The sequence below is a fragment of the Weizmannia sp. FSL K6-3076 genome, from assembly GCF_038007245.1.
Taxonomy (GTDB): Bacteria; Bacillota; Bacilli; order Bacillales; family Bacillaceae_C; genus Weizmannia; species Weizmannia faecalis.
The window spans coordinates 2999279-3017791 of the sequence record NZ_JBBOWU010000001.1 but is presented as its reverse complement, the minus strand read 5'-3'; the positions used below and the strand labels follow the sequence as shown (position 1 = coordinate 3017791).

The following is an 18513-nucleotide window of genomic DNA, read 5'->3' as shown; positions in this document are numbered from 1 at the left end:
TTTTTCATAACTTCGGTATTTTTCCATAACTTCGCAGCGGAACCCCTTATACAGGGTCACGAACAAGGAGGAGAACGATGTGTCAAAAGTAAAAAGTTCCAACTTAGGTTACCCCAGAATCGGAGAAAAAAGGGAATGGAAAAAGGCGCTCGAGCAATTTTGGGCAAAAACGCTTTCTGAAGAAGCGTTTTTAAAACGGGTAAAGGAATTGCGCTTAAGTTATTTGGAAAAGCAAAAAAATAGCGGTATCGATCTGATTCCAATCGGTGATTTTAGCTTATATGATCACATTCTGGATACTGCTGTTCTTTTCGGCCTGATCCCTGAACGGTTTCACCATACAAACGGCGCTGTCAGCTTAGATACATATTTTAGTATAGCCCGCGGCAATTCTAATGCGGTCGCTTCCGAGATGACAAAATGGTTTAATACCAATTACCATTACATCGTCCCGGAAATAAACGCCGGCACTACCCCTTATATTACTGAAAATCGTTTGCTCAATCTTTATCTTGAAGCGAAGAAAGAGCTGAATATCGATGGAAAGCCGGTTATTGTGGGCCCTGTTACCTTGTTAAAACTATCAAAGGGGTTTGAAAAGAAGGACTTTCCGAATCTTTTGCGCGCCCTTATCCCGCTTTATATTGAAGTCTTTACCGATCTTCAAACAGCGGGAGCGACATGGGTTCAAGTCGATGAACCCATTCTTTCCACAACGCTTGACAAGAAAGAGCTTGGCTACTTCAAAGAAACATACGAAGCTTTTCATCAAGCTGTTCCCAATTTAAATCTTTTACTTCAAACGTACTTTGAATCTGTTGATCATTATCAGGACGTGGCAGCTCTCCCTGTCCAAGGGATTGGTCTTGATTTTGTATATGATGACGGTGCTAATCTTGCATCACTTGAAAAATACGGATTCCCGGAAGATAAAGTACTTGCTGCGGGAGTGGTGGATGGCCGGAATATTTGGCGCACCGATCTTGATGAAGCGTTACAACAAGTAAATGATCTCCTCCATTTTGTGGATCAGGAACGGCTTTGGATTCAGCCATCCTGCAGTTTACAGCATGTTCCCGTCACGGTCCGCCAAGAAAGCGAACTGGAGCCAGTTTTAAAAAATGCGATCAGTTTTGCGGATGAAAAACTGAAAGAAGTCGTGGCACTTGTAAAAGGCGTGAATGAAGGGCGCGATGCCATCCTTGAAGAAATAAAAGAAAGCAAAGAAGCGATACAGGCATTAAATCACTCATCGCATCGAAACATTGATTCAGTTAAAAAAGAAATTCAATCGCTTGGGGATGACATGCCAAAACGGCCGTTGCCATTTTCTGAGCGGCAAGCGATTCAAGAAAAGAAGTGGAAACTGCCGCTTCTGCCGACGACAACAATTGGCAGTCTGCCGCAAACCAAAGAGATTCGTTCAGCAAGACAAAAATGGCGCAAGGGCGAATGGACGGAAAGCCAATATGAACAATTCATTCAGCAAAATATCGCAAAATGGATTAAAATTCAGGAAGACTTGGACATCGATGTGCTCGTCCATGGCGAATTTGAGCGGAATGACATGGTCGAATATTTTGGTGAAAAACTTCGCGGCTTCGCTTTTACCCGTTTTGCCTGGGTTCAATCATATGGTTCCAGATGTGTCAAGCCGCCGATTATTTTTGGCGATGTTGATCTGGAGGCTCCAATGACCGTAAAAGAAAGCACCTATGCCCAAAGTCTGACAACACGACCGGTCAAAGGCATGCTCACCGGCCCTGTTACGATTTACAATTGGTCATTCGTTCGAAATGATATCAGTCAATTTGATGTCTTCAAACAGATTGCGCTTGCCTTGAAAAAAGAAATTCATGCCCTTGAGGAAAATGATATTCGGATGATTCAAGTAGATGAACCCGCGATTCGCGAAGGGTTACCATTAAAAGAGGAGAAAAAAGGAAAGTATCTTCATGATGCTGTTTATGCTTTCCGCTTGGCAACCAGCTATGTGGATCATAGCACACAAATTCATACGCATATGTGTTATTCAGAATTTGATGAAATCATTGATGCCATCGATCAATTGGATGCTGATGTGATTTCAATTGAGGCTGCCAGAAGCCATGGGGAAATCATTTCCACCTTTGAAGACCATGAGTATGACAAAGGGATCGGCCTCGGTGTCTATGACATTCACAGCCCCAGAATACCAAGTGTGGAGGAAATCAAGACGAGCATTGAACGTGCGCTTCGAGTGATTGATCCTAAATTATTCTGGATCAATCCTGACTGCGGCCTGAAAACAAGAAAACCGGAAGAAACGATTCCTGCACTTAAAAATCTTGTCCAAGCGACGAAAGAAGTCAGGGAAAAACATTTACAGCTCAAGTAAAAGCTAAAGGATATGGGCTTCAATCGGGCCCATATCCTTTTTTAACGCCTTCGTGAGGGAACCGTGCCTTATAATGCCCCCGGGAATGGCGATATTTGTGGCCATTAACTGCCGAAGCCGAATATTTGTGCCGCGCCCAATTTTTGTCTCTCTGAAATGAGCTAGCAAGCAATAATACTATAATGAAGGAATTTGAGGTTTGCACAAAAAGAGTCCCTTATGACATTCATATGATGGGTTCAACTGTACCGGGCGTTAATACACCCGGTCTCCGTTAAAAATGGAACTTTTTACAACGACATAGTCCACTTTCCGAATGTCCGCCAGTTTGTTACCGCCGGCATAGGAAATGGCAGATTGCAAGTCCTCTTCCATTTCTTTCAGCGTATCCTGAAGCGGACCTCTGTATTCCACGTACATTTTTTTCCCTTCGACGTTTTTGCGTTCCCCTTTTTGAAACTCCGATGCCGACCCGAAATACTCTTTGTAAAGTTTTCCGTCCATTTCAATCGTTTCACCCGGGGATTCTTCGTGCCCGGCGAAAAGGGAGCCGATCATTACCATTGTCGCCCCGAACCGGACCGATTTGGCAATATCACCGTGCGTGCGGATTCCGCCGTCCGCAATAATCGGTTTGCTTGCCGCCTTTGCACACCAGCGCAATGCCGCCAGTTGCCAGCCCCCTGTTCCGAACCCGGTTTTAATTTTTGTAATGCATACTTTTCCTGGCCCGATGCCGACTTTTGTGGCGTCTGCCCCGGCATGTTCCAATTCCCGGACGGCTTCAGGCGTGCCGACATTTCCGGCAATGACAAAGGTTTCCGGCAAGTGCTTTTTGATATGATGGATCATATCAATCACGGCATTCGAATGGCCATGTGCAATGTCAATTGTTATATATTCCGGCTCCAGATTTCTTGCGGCCAGTTCTTCGATAAACGCATATTCTTCCGGCTTGACGCCTGTGCTGATAGAAGCATAAAGCCCGCGCTCCTTCATCTCCTTCACAAACGAAAGCCGTTTTTCCGGCTGAAAACGGTGCATGATGTAAAAATATCCGTTTTCCGCAAGGTAGACTGCGATTTTTTCATCTATGATGGTTTGCATATTGGCCGGCACAACAGGCAATCTGAATTTCCGCCCGCCCAATTCCACACTTGTATCACATTCCGAGCGGCTATTTACAATGCATTTTTCCGGAATTAGCTGAATATCTTCATAATCAAACACTGTATCCATGGATTTACACTCCTAAAAACGAATATTATTTGAATATAACTCAATAAATGTTCGTACATTGGTACTTTACCTGATTTTTTTACAATTGTCAAAGGTTTTCATCATGATACCGGCGATCAGCATGAATGATAAAAAAATAAAATATTACTTGACAGGTCGGAATAGTGGAATTAAAATGAATTTAACCTTTCAAACGGGCAAGCAACATTTAAGCGGATACTGATGTGGAAAGACAATTGAAATATTTTGAAGCCGGCCGGTCAACCGAAGGCTCCTCACTTTATTTAAAAGATGAGGGGCCTTTTTTGCGGCCTTTTACCAACTAAATAAATCGGAATGATAGGAAAGGGGGCGGTGCCCATGTGTACCTCCTACATAATGCTATAAAACAAGAAAGGAGAGAGGGAAATGTTAAAGAAACGAAAGCGACTGGTGTCGGTCCATTTGCTGCTGATCACCGCCATTTTTTTACTCATCAGCGGATGCAGCAGTGGGAAAAAGGATACAGCAGCGGCAAAATCGGGCGAAAAAGGCGGCAAAGTGGTCCGGATTGGCTATCAGAAATTCGGAACCTTAAACATTTTAAAAGCGAAAGGAACACTTGAAAAAGCACTGAAACCGCTCGGATATTCCGTAAAATGGACGGAATTTCCCGGCGGCCCGCAGCTTTTGGAAGCGTTGAATGCGGGGAGTCTAGACTTTGGCCATACGGGGGAAGCACCGCCCATTTTTGCTCAGGCAGCAGGGGCGCCGCTCGTATATTTTGCCGATTCGGCCAGCAATCCAAAAGGGGAAGCCATCATTGTCCCGAAAAATTCCAACATTCATAGCCTCAAAGATTTAAAAGGCAAGAAAATCGCGTTGAACAAAGGGTCGAATGTCCATTATTTGCTTGTACGGGCATTGGAGAAAGCCGGCATTCCCTATAGCAGCATCCATCCGGTTTTTCTCGCGCCCGCCGATGCGCGCACTGCATTTGAAAAAGGGGATGTCGATGCGTGGGTGATCTGGGATCCGTTTTTGGCTGATGCACAGCTGGCAACGAAAGCCCGCACTATCGCGGATGGCACCGGCCTTGTCGCGAACCGGGAATTCTTCCTGGCAGCAAAGCCGTTTGCGCAAAACCATACGGACGTTCTCAATGTAATTTTCAAGCAACTTGAGAAAACAGATCAATGGGTGGAAAAAAATCCGAAGCAGGCGGCCGAATTCCTGGCACCGCAGATTGGAATGGATAAGAAATCATTGGAACTGACGCTTAGCCGCAAAAACTTCGGCACTGAGAAAATCACAACTCAAACGCTGAAAGACCAGCAGCAAATCGCAAATGAATTTTACAAACTGAAGTTAATTCCGAAACCAATCAAAGTGAAAGAAGCATTTTTATCCAAATAAAGGGGGAATAAAGGTTGAACGTATTTTGGTTTATACCGACACATGGCGATTCGCGCTACCTGGGGGTAACAACCGGCGGGCGGGCCGTCACTTTCAACTATTTAAAGCAAGTGGCACAGGCTGTCGACCACCTCGGCTACACTGGGGCTTTGCTCCCAACCGGAAGATCTTGCGAAGATGCATGGGTGACGGCCTCGAGCCTGATTCCGGTTACTTCAAAAATGAAGTTTCTCGTTGCGGTCCGGCCCGGGATCATGTCTCCATCGCAGGCAGCGAGAATGGCCGCAACATTTGACCGGTTTTCTGAAGGCCGGCTGCTCATCAATGTTGTCACAGGGGGAGATCCGGTTGAACTGGCCGGGGACGGTCTCCACCTCAGCCACCGCGAACGTTATGAACTGACCGATGAATTTCTGACCATCTGGCGGAACTTGCTCGAAAACAGGGAAGCGGATTTTACAGGCAAATATTTAAACGTAAAAGGGAGCAAACTGCTTTACCCAACGGTGCAGCAGCCTTATCCGCCACTTTATTTCGGCGGGTCGTCAGAAATCGGGCAGGAAGTGGCGGCAAAACATGTCGATGTCTATTTGACCTGGGGCGAGCCGCCGGAAAAAGTAAAGGAAAAAATCGATCATGTCAAAAAACTGGCGTCAGCACAAGGAAGGACAGTGCGTTTCGGGATTCGGCTCCATGTCATTGTGAGGGAAACAGAAGACGAGGCATGGGATGCAGCCAATGACTTGATCCGGTATGTTGATGATGAACTCATCCATGCGTCCCAAAAGATTTTTTCACGGTTTGACTCGGTCGGCCAGCAACGGATGACATCTCTTCACAACGGCAGCCGGGACAATCTTGAAATTAGCCCGAACCTTTGGGCCGGCGTTGGGCTCGTGCGCGGCGGGGCGGGAACGGCGCTTGTAGGGAGCCCGGAAATTGTCGCAGAAAGAATGAAGGAATATGCAGAGCTTGGCATTGAGACGTTCATTTTATCCGGTTATCCGCATCTTGAAGAAGCGTACCGGACGGCTGAGCTGTTGTTCCCATACCTTCCGCTTGAACAGCCTGATGCCCCCGTTTCCAATGTCATCAGCCCGTTCGGCGAGATTGTGGCGAACGATGCACTGCCGAAAGTATTAAAGTAAGGAGGCCGATCTGATGTTAAAAAAACGCGTCATGCCGTGGGTGGTGCCGGTTTGCCTGCTGTTTGCCTGGCAGCTTGCAAGTTCTGCTGGCATCTTGCCACCCAATGTGCTCCCAAGCCCTGTTGCCGTTGTAAAAGCGGCTTGGGGTCTCACACAATCCGGACAGCTTTTCGATTATATCGGCGCAAGCACAAAACGGGCACTGATCGGATTTTTGGTTGGCGGCGGAATCGGATTTGGACTCGGGTTGTTTACCGGGCTGTCCACAAAAGCGGAAAGCCTGCTCGACAGTACCGTGCAAATGATCCGAAACGTTCCCCACCTTGCCCTAATTCCGATTGTCATTTTATGGTTCGGGATCGGGGAAGAAGCGAAGCTGTTTCTCGTTGCGCTCGGCACCTTTTTTCCAATCTATTTAAATACGTTCCATGGCATCCGCTCGGTGGACAGAGCGCTGATTGAAATGGGAGAAGTTTACGGGCTGAAAGGGACGGCACTTTTTTGGCATATGATCCTGCCGGGGGCGCTTCCTTCCATTTTGGTCGGTGTGCGCTATGCGCTCGGGGTCACATGGGTAACCCTGATTGTGGCCGAAACGATTGCATCCAACTCCGGCATTGGCTATATGGCCATGAACGCCCGCGAGTTCATGCAGCTTGATGTTGTCGTTTTGAGCATTGTCTTATATGCCCTTCTTGGAAAACTGTCCGACTGGCTGGCAAAAATCGCAGAACAACGATTGTTAAAGTGGCACCCGTCATATCAAAAATAAAGGAGGAGGAAACGATGCCGAAAGAAAAGGCGTTTGCTGTAGAGATTGAGGGGCTGGAGAAATCATTCGGCAGCCATCGCATCCTGCGCCATCTTCATTTAAAAATAAGAAAAGGGGAATTTGTTGCGATTGTTGGGAGGAGCGGATGCGGCAAAAGTACGCTTCTCAGGCTGCTTTCAGGACTTGAAGCGGCAAGCGGCGGAAAAATCCTTATAAACGGGGCGCCTTTATCCGGCAGAAACGGATCGGCAAAAATGATGTTTCAGGACGGCCGCCTGCTCCCATGGAAAACCGTGCTTCAAAATGTCGGGCTTGGCCTTGCGGGCGACTGGAAGAACAAGGCACTTGAAATGCTTGGAAAAGTCGGGCTGGAAGGGCGTGCAAATGATTGGCCTTCGTCTTTATCCGGCGGCCAGAAACAAAGGGTGGCACTGGCGAGGGCATTAATCCATGAGCCGGACATCCTTCTCCTCGATGAACCGCTTGGGGCGCTCGATGCATTAACCCGGATTGAAATGCATGCGCTGATCCAGTCGCTTTGGCTTGAAAAACATTTTACGGCCATATTGGTGACACATGACGTGGAAGAAGCAGTCGCCCTCGCTGATCGGGTTGTGTTAATCGAAGAGGGGGAAATTGCGATGGATTATCCGGTAAAACTTCCTTATCCACGGAAAAGGGACCACGCCCTCTTTTCAGCAACAACCAATCATATTTTAAACCGCATTTTAGGGAACAACGGCCATCAGCTGTTGCACGCAATGAAAAATTAAGGAAGAATTGGGGGATTCATATGGCGGAAAAAGTGGTACTGCTGAACGGGAGCCCTTCTGCGTATACGAGATTAAATGGGATCCGTGATTATATCAGGGCCGGGTTAAGGGGGCACGGGTACGAACCGGAGCTCATCAATATTCGGGAACTTCCGGCCGGCGATTTAATGAATGCCCGGCAAAGCCCGCCCATCACCAGGGCATTAAGAAAAGTAGAAGAAGGCGATACGGTAATCATTTTGACACCGGTCTATAAAGCGTCTTATTCCGGATTGCTCAAGACATTTCTGGATCTTTTGCCGCAAAATGGCTTATCCGGCAAGCAGGTGCTGCCACTCGCCATGGGCGGTACATTCGGCCACTTGCTCGCGCTCGATTACGCCTTGAAACCGGTTTTGGCCTCACTCGGGACAACGTGCATAGAAAAAGGGGTGTTTATTCTCGACCAACAAGTGAAAAAAAGGGATGGACTCTATGAACTCGACCGGCAAGCAGCTGACCGCCTGAATGCTGCTTTAAAAACATTGTTTCCGCAAACTTCAATATCTTTGTACTCATAAACAAATCCGGCATTTGGACGATATCCAAATGCCGGCATTCGTGTCGTACGAAAAACGGGGAAAGCGATAACCGGAGTACCGGCGCCCGTCATCCCATCTTTTGGTTGGGAAGTGCCGCTTTTTTCTTTTCCAGTGCAAACCGGACTTTCTCGGTTGTTTCGATCTGTGTGATGTTCCCTTCATGGATCGAAATGACCACTGTTCCAAACTCCAGTTTTTGCAATGATTCCATAATGCGGGCGATTTTTGTTTCATCAATATGAGCCATTTTTCACTACCCCCAAAAATAAATTTCGTGTGTGCCTGGTGGTCCGGCCGGCAATTCGGATGATCCAAAAAAGAAAGGCCCCCTTCAAGAAAGTTAAGAAGAGGGCGCACTCCTTAACTTATCTTCCAAGCTTGACGCTTGCTGGAATTAGCACAGTATTCCCAAAAAGAATCTGTTGCTGAGGTTTCCTCGGGCCAGTCCCTCCCCCTCTCTTGATAAGTTGTATAGCAAGAAAATAATTTGTTAAAACTATGATAAATAATATTATTCCGATTTGTCAACTTATATTTTCAACATTTCGGTTTACTCGAAGGGCAGGTAAGTGAAAAAATGGGAAGACACTCCATCATCTCATTGTACACGGTGAAATGAACATCTAGAGAGAGGTATTCCAATTGCTGGATGATGAAAGGATACAGAGGGCTTGCTGAACGAATCCGATTCTGAGTTTGTACCTAATTTGTCTGCAGCTCTCTCAAGGGAAAATGGGCGATTTTTTCTTCTCCATATGTTGAATCGGCTTTCGAGTGCAAGCTTTTCCCTGGATTTGTTGTAAAATCCTTTTAATAGGTGCGGAAAGCTGTCAGCAGCCTTGCTAAATCTAGGAATATTACTGACTTAGCAAGCCCTACATAGAGTTTTTTTGAGCAAAACCGTTCCGGATAGGGTATGATAAAAAGAAAAAGTGTGTTAAGGGTGTGAGATTGTGCCAGAGACAGATGTATCCAAGTTTGAGAAGAAAATCGAGGTGCGGAACATCCGGTTCGAAGACATTGATGATATTATGGCATTGTCGAAAAAATGTTTTCCGGGGATGGAGCCGTGGAAACGCGAGCAGCTCGAGAGCCATATCCGGATTTTTCCGGAAGGGCAGTTTTGCGTGGAATACGAAGGGAAAGTTGTCGGTTCCTGCTCCAGCTTAATTGTCAATTTCGATGAATACGAGGATCAGCATACATGGGATACGATCACCGCGAACGGCTATATTACCAACCATAATCCGCACGGGCTCAACCTGTACGGCATTGAAGTGATGATCGACCCGGAATACCGGCGCATGAAGTTCGGGCATCGATTGTATGAGGCACGGAAAGAGCTTTGCCGGAAAATGAACCTTCAAAGCATCATCATTGGCGGCCGGATTCCGAATTACAGCAAATATAAAGACAAAATGACCCCGCGCGAATACGTGGAAGAGGTTGAGATGCACAATATATATGACCCGGTTCTTTCCTTCCAGCTGCTTGAAGGGTTCCAGATTATGCGGATCAACAGGCAGTATTTGCCGGATGATACAGCATCCGCTTCATTTGCAACGCTTATGGAATGGCATAACGTTGATTATTTGCCGAAGTCCCGCCGTGTCTATCATGCTTCGTTCCCGGTTAGGATTACAGCAATCCAATATATGATGAAAAAAATTGATTCCTTCGATGATTTTGTCAGACAGGTGGAATATTATGTCGATGTGGCAGCGGATTTCGGTTCTGATTTTGCCGTTTTTCCGGAAATTTTCACCACGCAGCTGATGTCCTACCTGGAGGAAAAGCGTCCTGACCAGGCAGTGCGCCGGCTTTCCGAGTACACAGACCAATATATTGAACTGTTTACAGAGCTTGCCGTGCGCTACAATGTCAACATTATCGGCGGGTCCCATTTTGTGGAAGAAGACGGGGGCATTTACAATGTCGCCTTTTTGTTCCGGCGCGACGGGACGATCGAAAGGCAGACCAAACTCCATATTACGCCAAATGAGCGGAAATGGTGGGGGATCGCGGAAGGAAACGAACTCAATGTATTTGATACGGATTGCGGGAAAATTGCGATTCTGATTTGCTATGATATCGAGTTTCCGGAGCTGGCCCGTGTCGCTGTCGACTACGGCGCGAACATTATTTTTGTCCCGTTTTGCACGGACGACCGCCAAGCCTATTTGCGCGTCCGCTACTGTGCGCAGGCGCGGGCCATTGAAAACCAGGTGTACACCTGTATTGCGGGAACAGTCGGAAACCTGACCCACGTGGAAAACATGGATATCCAGTATGCCCAGTCCGGCATTTTTTCCCCCTCCGATTTTGGTTTTGCCCGCGACGGCATTGTCGGGGAATGCGATCCCAATGTCGATACCGTCGTTGTCGGCGATGTCGATCTTGAGAAACTGCGCCGCAACCGCAACAGCGGCTCCGTCCGGCAACTGGCCGACCGGAGAAGAGATTTGTATCAGATTAAAATCAACAGCAAATCATAATAAGGGAAGCGAAAAAGGTGCTTAAGGGATAAGCACCTTTTTCATTTAAAAAAAGCTAGACCGAAGAAAAGAGAATATAATGGATGAATCAGATCAGTTTGATTGCGCTGGATTACAGAGGACAGAAAAAAAGACTGTTAAAAGCATTTCTATCGGTATCACTATAAAGTAAAATGATAAGTAAATGGAATCGGGAGGGGAAAAGATGGAGAAAGAAATATGGAAGAAAATATTTAGTACCATTCCAGATGATGAACTAGCAAATTTAATCAGGATTTGGAAAATAAGTATAAGAGGCTTTCGGCATATCACTAGTAAAGATATTACGAGAATAAGGGCATTGGTGACCAGGGAGTGTCTGAAGGAGAGTAACTTAAAAAAGATTCAGGACTTTTATAAGATAGTAGCAGCAAAAGACGAAGACGATGTAAGAGATAAAACAGTACATGAATTATTCAAGTTGTATCAGGACGGAAAAACTTTGCATTTGATTCTCGGAGCGCTCTACTCCAGTCCTGAGGACCGTCATCATGAACGGGCGAAACAATTCGAGGAGCTGGTTTGCAAGAAAAATGGTCTCTCCGGTTTGGACGAACTAAGAGTTTTAACTGAAAAAACAGAACCACCAAAGCAAGAAGATGAACATGATTCAGCACATTGGCAGAAAAAGTGGCAAAAATCACAGAAAAAAAATCAGGAATTACAGAAAAGTATTAAGAAGTGTGAATTGCTCCTGTCCCACTTAAAAAAAGACTGGAAGGCAGAGAAACAATCATGGAAAAAGGAAAAAGAACAACTTCAGCAAGAATTGGGAAACGAAAGAACACAGAAGAATAGGCTCAATGAGTGGAAAAAAACATCTGAGGCGGAAATGCAGCGGTTAAAAGATGAGATTCAGAAACTCAAATTGGAAATTTCACACTTAAACGCGTTGCTGTTGAACACGAATAAAGAAGTGGCTGCCGCAGTCCAAACGGATGAGCGGGTTGAATCTAAACCGTCTGAAAGTACAGCGGCTGCCCGGCAAATTTATATTATAGGAGATCCGAAAAATAAGTTGATTGATGAGTCCGAAAATCCATTATTTCATACGATTGAGGCAAATAAGTTCAAAGAGGCAGTACAAACCGGGGAGCTGGAGGATGCAGACGAAATTTGGATGATGGCCTACCTTGTTCCGCCATGGCTCAAAAAGAAGATAAAAAATGTTTATACACAAAAAGTAAGAGAGTTTAAAGATTTTCCATCCGTCAAGAAATACATTGAAAGAGGGATTAAATAATGGGAGTAAAAGTATGGGAAAATGACATGATTGGTGTATTGGCAGAATCGGATCCTTTCGATTTATCGAACCGAGACACCATCATCATCAATAAACAGGATTGCCTTCAATTCTTTATTAAAATTATTTCACAACCTGCAGCAAGTTTTCCAAATGTGAAAACGGTAACCGGATTTTATTCCGATTTGGAAAGATGGGGTTTTGAGGATGATTATCGCCTAACTGACTTTGAACGGAAAGACCGGTTAAGAGAATGGCTGGAAGACCGTTTGTTTGTGTTTAAGGTAGAAAAAAGATTGCGTTATAATCACGAAGAAGTATTTAATGCAATCGATGTCCGGATCATTCCGAAATTGCCGAGTTTCCACACTGACCTGCGGTTAATTCCTGTTCCGGTTTTCAACAAGGAAGCGCATCACATAGATAAAGACGAGTTTTTATTCAGATTATACAACAAAAAATTCGTTGGAAAAGTGGAAAATTTGTCTCATGAGCCAGATGACACGCCTTCATTGGTGATGTGGCGAGAAGAAGGCGAAGAAGATGACCATTTTTCGGTTTTTGGTGAAATTGACCACCACCAGCACGCGCATGGCGGTTTTAACTTTGAAATCCACGGCGAATTAAAAGAAGTTGGGCTGACACCTGAATGGATTGAAGAATGCTATTTTAGTGATGAGATTCCAAACATTGTCTTTGTTCCGCTTGAACTTTACAAAAAACTGACCACCCTTGTGGAGCAGGCTGTCCCGTTAAACCTGGAAAAGTTAGAAAAAGAGGAAGCAAATCCGGCAATTGAACAGACCAACAAAGTGCAGGAGGATCCCAAAAAGATACCTAATGTGCAAATGCAAGCTGAAGCAGCAGCAACTCTACAGGTAGAAGGGATTCAAACACCGGATCCGGATTTAACACCTTATAATGCCAAAGAAAATGAATTCTTGGACAACCTGTTTACCACGACGAGGGATTTTGGGTTTGTATATGAGAAAAAAGACTTGATCAATTTTCATACGTGCATGAAGTCCTCCTCCCTTGTCATTCTTTCGGGAATGAGTGGCACCGGCAAAACGAAATTGGTGGAACTTTACAGCCATGCGCTGGGATTAAAAGGGATTCAATATACGCTCATACCGGTGAGCCCTTCATGGACGTCAGATTCAGATCTAATTGGTTATGCGGATACCCTCCATATGGTGTACCGTCCGGGGGATTCAGGATTGATCAATGCCTTAAGAAAAGCAGAAGATGAAAAGGATAAATTGTTTATTATTTGTTTTGATGAAATGAACCTGGCTCGTGTTGAACATTATTTTTCACAGTTTCTTTCTATTCTGGAAATGGATCATGGAAAAAGAGTGCTGCGGTTGTATAATGACGATTTGGAAAGCCGACTCTATAATTCCGCTCAGTATCCGCCAACGATTGCGATACGTGAAAATGTATTATTTGTCGGCACGGTGAATGTGGATGAATCGACGTATCACTTTTCAGATAAGGTACTGGACCGGGCGAATGTGCTGTCGCTCGAAATTATGCCTTTCGAACATATGAAAAAGCTGCCGGAAAGGAAAAAAATCCTTGCGCTTGGTACAGAAGAAGTAGATTTTGAGACGTATACATCATTTAAAGCGGATAGACGAAATGTAGCCCTTATGGATGAAGAACTGAAATTCCTTTGGAACGTTCACCAGGCGTTACACGACGCAAATAAACAAATCGGAGTCGGCCCGCGGATTGTAAAGCAAATAGATGCGTATTTGGCCAATTTGCCTGTCCAGGATGTGCTTACGAGAGAGCAGGCATTTGATCTTCAAATGGTGCAGCGGATTCTCACGAAACTCAGGGGTTCCGAGGATCAGCTTCGTGAGCTTGCGGGAGTTTATGATAAGGAAACAGGGGAAGTAAACGGCAGTATACTATTAAATCTGTTTGATCAACATCAACAAGTCTCTGACTTCGAAAAGAGCCGTGAAATTGTGAAACAAAAAGCGAAAGAGTTGAAATTAAATGGATACACAATCTAATACAGGCTTCTCGGTTGTATTTACACATATATACCAGGATGGAACACGGGAAGAGAAAGTGCTCACTCCCTTTGTAGAGAACCTCTATGAGTGGGATGAAGGCAAACACGGCTATTTAATTTTACGGGAATATATCCCTCTGGAGTTATCTTTTACTAGCACGGACGATGGTGCGAAGTGTTATATGGATGGCTTTGATATCCTGCTAAATGCAGGATTGCCGGTAGACGGGGAAGGAAAGCCTTACCTCGCAGCCGGCCAGCAAGTGACACTATTTAAGTATCACTCAAATGAAGAATATTATCCTTACATTCCGGGTATATACTGTGTAACCATACATACCAGAGGAAAAAAATACTATTCGCTCGTAAAAGTCATTTCAAATAGGCTGACAGAAGACCAGTTGAGTACAATGAGGAAAGAAGTAGAAGACCAGTTAAGAGGCTTGGCGCTCGATGTCGTCCGGAAACAGCATGTAAACATGAAGTTTGAAAACATGCCGATTGATCCGAATTTGTTCCGGCAATTTAATACGCTGAACAGTTACTTTTCAGATGTATCCGCCATTGTATCTGATCTTGCAAAGCGGGTGCGGTATACTTTAAAAAAGGAATATCGGCTTCAGCCAATTGAGCGGCCGTCCCAAATCGACGAAGTTTCCATCCGTTATCGTTTAAAGCATCCGGAATCAGCGGATGAACTATTGTCATTGAAAAAAAGAATCAATTATGACCTGCCTGAAAACAGGATGCTCAAAATGATCATCGAAAAATGGGTCAAACTGTTGGACCATTTTATCGCTGCACTCGACACCTGCATCGGGCAGCTGGAAAACAACACGAACAGTGCATTTTCATCCTATACGCCTTATGAAAAAAGAAAATTGTTTTTAAAAGAGCTGGGACAGTACCGTGATAGAGCTGCACAAATGAAGGGCGCCCTAAATGTATTGAAGACGTGCCATTGGTATCATGAAATTGCAAATCAGCATCCTCTGTCGACACCTAATAAAATGCTTGAAGATATTCGATACAGGAAAATATGGCAGGTTAGCCGGATCTTGGACTCTGAAGAAGTGAATTTTTCCCTGCATCCGGCTTGGCGGTATCAATGGAAAAGAACAGACCAATTATATGAGATATGGGGCTACCTGCAAGTTCTCTCCCATTTCTGCGGAAGCACATATGACTTTGAAAAAAGATCCGGTTGGATTTTCGAACCTGACGGATGGAATTCTGGCAATTTGTTTGTAATTCCGACAATCCCTAAAGGTACCACTGTTTCATTATTAAGAGGGGATCTCCGGCTGCAAATTGTATACGACGGGAAAATTCCAAGTGATATGGAAAAAACAGATCCTGCTGATTTTCCGGTCTATACGACGAGTACCAATAATAACCCCGATATCAGAGTAGATGTATTTATTGGGGGCATTTTTATCGGTGCGATTTTAATGGACTTAAAGTATCGAAAGAAAACAGCACTTAGTGATACAATGAAACAATTGATCAGTTATGCGGATAATGTGAGGTCACCGTATATTTATCGAAAAAAACGCTGGCAAAGAATACGCCCGGTGCATCAAGTGCTGGTGTTTTACCCAGAAAAAGGAGGAGCGGGTGAAGCTGAGCCGTTAAGCGAGAAAAGCATTAGCCTGATACCGTTGACGCCAGCGACAGACCAGAAAGTATTTGTAGAAACCATAAGATCATTAATTGAGGACATGATTCTGGCGGCAGAGGATGAAGGAATTGTGTTGTTAGACTAAGCTGTTTTTCAGGAAACAGCAGCTAATCATCATTAGAGTATGGCCAGCCCGGAAAATCTTTTTCCGGGCTGGTTGTTTAGTGCGCTGTGATGGTGATTCGAAGAGCAAGGTATATAAGTTTTCTGGATTATTATTTGTCTGTACGGTTTTAAACTTTAGAACCGCCGTGTACGGAACCGTACGCACGGTGGTGTGAGAGGTCGGCTAATCAAATAATGATTAGCCTCCTACTCGATTGATTCAGGCGATCTTCAGTACGGCCATCAGACTGGTCATCAGTACAATGCTGATCAAAATGGACAAAGAGTTCAACGTGCTGGACATGGCGACATTGCCGCCGCATTTCTGGGTAAATGCCGTGCAGACGGCGGAAATCGGCGCAAACGCGATAATCACGAGCACGAGCCGGACCTCAAGCGGCAGCGGTAGCAAGAAATAAAAGAATACTGCAAACAGGATGGCCATTCCGTAACGGATGATGACGGCTTTTAAGATGCTTGCAACTTGGCTTTTTTCGAGCCGGAGTTCGAAACCGATCCCGATCATCAGCATGGCCAGAAAGCCGTTTGCCTGCCCGACGATTCCGGTAAATGCAGTCACACCTGCCGGCAATGTAATATGCAAAAGCGACAGCACGAGCATGATCAGATAGGTATCCATCGGTATAGATGAAAACATTTTTTTCAGGTAAGATGCCGCATTTGTTCTTTCATTGTTGGCAACGGCGGAAGCGATCGAATAGGTGCCGCCCGTGCATAAAACCGAATTGCCGGCATCGAACAGGCAGGTTGCCACTACGCCAACGGGCCCCAGGAAATTTTGTACATAGGGGAGTGTAAAACAGCCAATATTATAACCGGAATAATTGATCATGTTAAAGGCTTTTTCCGTATGGGTACGGCGCCAGGAAACGATATAGCCGGTTGCAATCATTACCAGATTGCAAATGACGCCGATTGCGACAAGCATCAGCAGCGAAGTTTCTAAAGAGAGCTTTTCAAAATTTGTAATCACGGCGCATGGCAATGTAATATTCAAAACCATGCGGGAAACCAGCTGAAAATCATTCGGCTTAAAAAATCCGACCCGCTTCAAAATGTAGCCGAGCACAATGATCAAAATAAACGAAGCGGCTTTTGTCAACACAACACCCACATTTTTCCCAGCTTTCTTTTTGATCTAATTTCATTAAAAAACAATGAGAAAGAAACGGCAAGGAAAATTTTTGGCAACAACTTTTTTTCGGGTAATGTGCCGGTTCTTTTTTTTCCTTAAAATAAGGATGGAAAAAGAACTCTTGGATCCAGGGATGGGAGCGGGCGATTAAAAAGGATTTGTAAATTCAATTTGTGAAAACTATATAAAGTGTTGATCTTGCATGTCTATTGTGATCCCGGCAACGCATATAAAAAGTCCTCTTTGGCGATGTGAAGGATCTCGAAACGGGGATCCGGACCAAACCAAGAGGACCATTTTTTGAGAATCTTTTTGTAAGAAGAGGGACTTGCGGCTATTCATGTGAGCAGAAAAACGGGAAATTTACTTTTTCAAGAATTCAACATCTGCCCTTGTGTCAAGCAAATCACGATTGAGGACATCCAGTTTTTTGTCAATTTTTCTGACCTGTTCTTTAATTTCTTTTTGGCCTTCTTCTAAAGCCGCCGTTCTCGTTTCCAGCGCCTCCATTCTGCTTTCCAGCGCACTCATTCTGCTTTTCAGCGCACTCATCCGTTCGGACAGATTTTTTTCCACGGATTTGATTTGGTCCGATAGTTCATGGATGGCCTGCAAAATCACATTCTGGTCAATTCCTTTATCCACTTTTTCACCTCCCTCATACGACAAATTATACGATATTTTTTGCCATGGGTCTATGGAAAACAAATGCCTGGAAAAATTGGCTTCAGGCTGCTCATATGAATCGTACGCCGGTATTGAAGAGGGTATATTAAATTTAGGATGAGAGATCCTGATCATTTATTTCTTCACAAATGAGATCACATATGGTAAAAGCATGGAGGCAAGGACAGGAAATGGTTTTACATCCTGTCTAAAAAGTCATTAACGGAAATGATGAATTAGCTGGAATCTATGCAGGAAATAAATGTATTAAAACTAAAAGGTGATTAAAATGATAAAGTCTGGATTATACGCAAAATATAATGGGATCGAATATAAGGTAACAAGCGATATGGATGGCCGCGTTATGATTTACACAGAAGATAAAAGTAAGGTTGATTCTACGTTTTACGATCTGACGGGACATGGCGGCATATACAAGAAAAAAGTTAACCCTAAAGAACTTGTTAACTGCGAAAGTATTACCACATATGGAGTCATAGAAGGAGAAAAAGTTCAAATCCTTCAAGAAAAAGACGACCAGTTTCAGGTAGGTACGGGCTCTTTGTTCATTGGTGAAAAACTGCAACTGAAAAGAGTAGAAAGGGATTCCTGGATCGGCTGGATTTCTAAAAGTAGGGTAAAGATAATAGAAGAAAGGCGTCCAGTAAACCCGGAAAAATTATAAAAACTTTATATCGAGAGACTAACCGGTATTTTAGTGAATTAAAGCATTAAAAAATAAAGTTTTATTAAGTGAAAGAAAAAATCAGCTTCAAACCCGAAACAAAAATCAGCGGTTAAGATAAAGCTGATG

General features: G+C 44.5%; 15 protein-coding genes and 1 riboswitch. Of the genes, 11 read left to right on the top strand and 4 right to left on the bottom strand.

Going from position 1 to position 18513, the window contains the following annotated elements:
• Positions 1-79: 79 nt before the first annotated feature.
• On the top strand, positions 80-2377 hold the full coding sequence (metE, locus tag NSS95_RS14285) for a 5-methyltetrahydropteroyltriglutamate--homocysteine S-methyltransferase (RefSeq protein WP_061087299.1): 2298 nt from the start codon (positions 80-82) through the stop codon (positions 2375-2377).
• Between the two features lie 255 nt (positions 2378-2632).
• On the opposite strand, the gene guaC is transcribed toward metE, so the two are convergent.
• A complete protein-coding gene (gene guaC, locus NSS95_RS14280) occupies positions 2633-3616 on the bottom strand; it encodes a GMP reductase (protein WP_014096984.1) in 984 nt (327 codons plus the stop codon).
• A 408-nt stretch (positions 3617-4024) separates the two neighbouring features.
• On the opposite strand from guaC, the gene NSS95_RS14275 reads away from it, so the two are divergent.
• Genes NSS95_RS14275 through ssuE form a run of 5 tightly spaced genes read left to right on the top strand, consistent with a single transcriptional unit; the run spans position 4025 to position 8264 of the window.
• Positions 4025-5011 (top strand): sulfonate ABC transporter substrate-binding protein, encoded by a 987-nt coding sequence (locus NSS95_RS14275; RefSeq protein WP_014096985.1) that lies wholly within the window; start codon positions 4025-4027, stop codon positions 5009-5011.
• Positions 5012-5025: 14 nt separating this feature from the next.
• Positions 5026-6159, top strand: a complete 1134-nt coding sequence (ssuD, locus tag NSS95_RS14270; protein ID WP_035183396.1) for an FMNH2-dependent alkanesulfonate monooxygenase — start codon at positions 5026-5028, stop codon at positions 6157-6159.
• A gap of 13 nt (positions 6160-6172) precedes the next feature.
• A complete protein-coding gene (ssuC, locus tag NSS95_RS14265; RefSeq protein WP_035183398.1) occupies positions 6173-6931 on the top strand; it encodes an aliphatic sulfonate ABC transporter permease SsuC in 759 nt (252 codons plus the stop codon).
• 14 nt (positions 6932-6945) lie between these two features.
• Positions 6946-7704, top strand: coding sequence for an ATP-binding cassette domain-containing protein (locus NSS95_RS14260; RefSeq protein ID WP_014096988.1), 759 nt, complete (start codon positions 6946-6948; stop codon positions 7702-7704).
• 20 nt (positions 7705-7724) lie between these two features.
• Entirely contained in the window at positions 7725-8264 is a 540-nt protein-coding gene (gene ssuE, locus NSS95_RS14255; RefSeq protein WP_014096989.1) for an NADPH-dependent FMN reductase, read from the top strand.
• 88 nt (positions 8265-8352) lie between these two features.
• On the opposite strand, the gene NSS95_RS14250 is transcribed toward ssuE, so the two are convergent.
• Positions 8353-8532 carry a YezD family protein gene (locus NSS95_RS14250; protein ID WP_014096990.1) on the bottom strand — a complete coding sequence of 60 codons (180 nt, stop codon included), beginning with the start codon at positions 8530-8532 and terminating at the stop codon, positions 8353-8355.
• A 115-nt stretch (positions 8533-8647) separates the two neighbouring features.
• Positions 8648-8754: riboswitch (SAM riboswitch) on the bottom strand.
• A gap of 484 nt (positions 8755-9238) precedes the next feature.
• Here NSS95_RS14250 and NSS95_RS14245 point away from each other — a divergent pair.
• From NSS95_RS14245 to NSS95_RS14230, 4 genes are all read left to right on the top strand, one after another.
• Positions 9239-10780 (top strand): bifunctional GNAT family N-acetyltransferase/carbon-nitrogen hydrolase family protein, encoded by a 1542-nt coding sequence (locus tag NSS95_RS14245; protein WP_014096991.1) that lies wholly within the window; start codon positions 9239-9241, stop codon positions 10778-10780.
• A gap of 205 nt (positions 10781-10985) precedes the next feature.
• Positions 10986-12062, top strand: a complete 1077-nt coding sequence (locus NSS95_RS14240; RefSeq protein ID WP_340713993.1) for a hypothetical protein — start codon at positions 10986-10988, stop codon at positions 12060-12062.
• Entirely contained in the window at positions 12062-14089 is a 2028-nt protein-coding gene (locus NSS95_RS14235; RefSeq protein ID WP_052042144.1) for an McrB family protein, read from the top strand. Before NSS95_RS14240 ends, NSS95_RS14235 begins: the two co-directional genes overlap by 1 nt.
• Positions 14073-15857: a DUF2357 domain-containing protein gene (locus NSS95_RS14230; RefSeq protein WP_035183405.1), complete on the top strand. Its 1785-nt coding sequence runs from the start codon at positions 14073-14075 to the stop codon at positions 15855-15857. Before NSS95_RS14235 ends, NSS95_RS14230 begins: the two co-directional genes overlap by 17 nt.
• A gap of 240 nt (positions 15858-16097) precedes the next feature.
• Here the strand turns inward: NSS95_RS14230 and NSS95_RS14225 are convergent, their stop codons facing one another.
• Positions 16098-17012 (bottom strand): AEC family transporter, encoded by a 915-nt coding sequence (locus tag NSS95_RS14225; RefSeq protein WP_014096995.1) that lies wholly within the window; start codon positions 17010-17012, stop codon positions 16098-16100.
• A 384-nt stretch (positions 17013-17396) separates the two neighbouring features.
• Positions 17397-17678 carry a hypothetical protein gene (locus tag NSS95_RS14220; protein WP_035183407.1) on the bottom strand — a complete coding sequence of 94 codons (282 nt, stop codon included), beginning with the start codon at positions 17676-17678 and terminating at the stop codon, positions 17397-17399.
• Positions 17679-17988: 310 nt separating this feature from the next.
• Between NSS95_RS14220 and NSS95_RS14215 the strand changes: the two genes are divergently transcribed.
• On the top strand, positions 17989-18384 hold the full coding sequence (locus NSS95_RS14215; RefSeq protein WP_026684760.1) for a hypothetical protein: 396 nt from the start codon (positions 17989-17991) through the stop codon (positions 18382-18384).
• Positions 18385-18513 lie beyond the last annotated feature (129 nt).

Coding starts and splice junctions, on each gene's coding strand:
- guaC (WP_014096984.1), bottom strand. CDS start 3,616: ATGGATACAGTGTTTGATTATGAAGATATTCAGCTAATTCCGGAAAAA.
- NSS95_RS14275 (WP_014096985.1), top strand. CDS start 4,025: ATGTTAAAGAAACGAAAGCGACTGGTGTCGGTCCATTTGCTGCTGATC.
- ssuC (WP_035183398.1), top strand. CDS start 6,173: ATGTTAAAAAAACGCGTCATGCCGTGGGTGGTGCCGGTTTGCCTGCTG.
- NSS95_RS14260 (WP_014096988.1), top strand. CDS start 6,946: ATGCCGAAAGAAAAGGCGTTTGCTGTAGAGATTGAGGGGCTGGAGAAA.
- ssuE (WP_014096989.1), top strand. CDS start 7,725: ATGGCGGAAAAAGTGGTACTGCTGAACGGGAGCCCTTCTGCGTATACG.
- NSS95_RS14250 (WP_014096990.1), bottom strand. CDS start 8,532: ATGGCTCATATTGATGAAACAAAAATCGCCCGCATTATGGAATCATTG.
- NSS95_RS14240 (WP_340713993.1), top strand. CDS start 10,986: ATGGAGAAAGAAATATGGAAGAAAATATTTAGTACCATTCCAGATGAT.
- NSS95_RS14235 (WP_052042144.1), top strand. CDS start 12,062: ATGGGAGTAAAAGTATGGGAAAATGACATGATTGGTGTATTGGCAGAA.
- NSS95_RS14230 (WP_035183405.1), top strand. CDS start 14,073: ATGGATACACAATCTAATACAGGCTTCTCGGTTGTATTTACACATATA.
- NSS95_RS14215 (WP_026684760.1), top strand. CDS start 17,989: ATGATAAAGTCTGGATTATACGCAAAATATAATGGGATCGAATATAAG.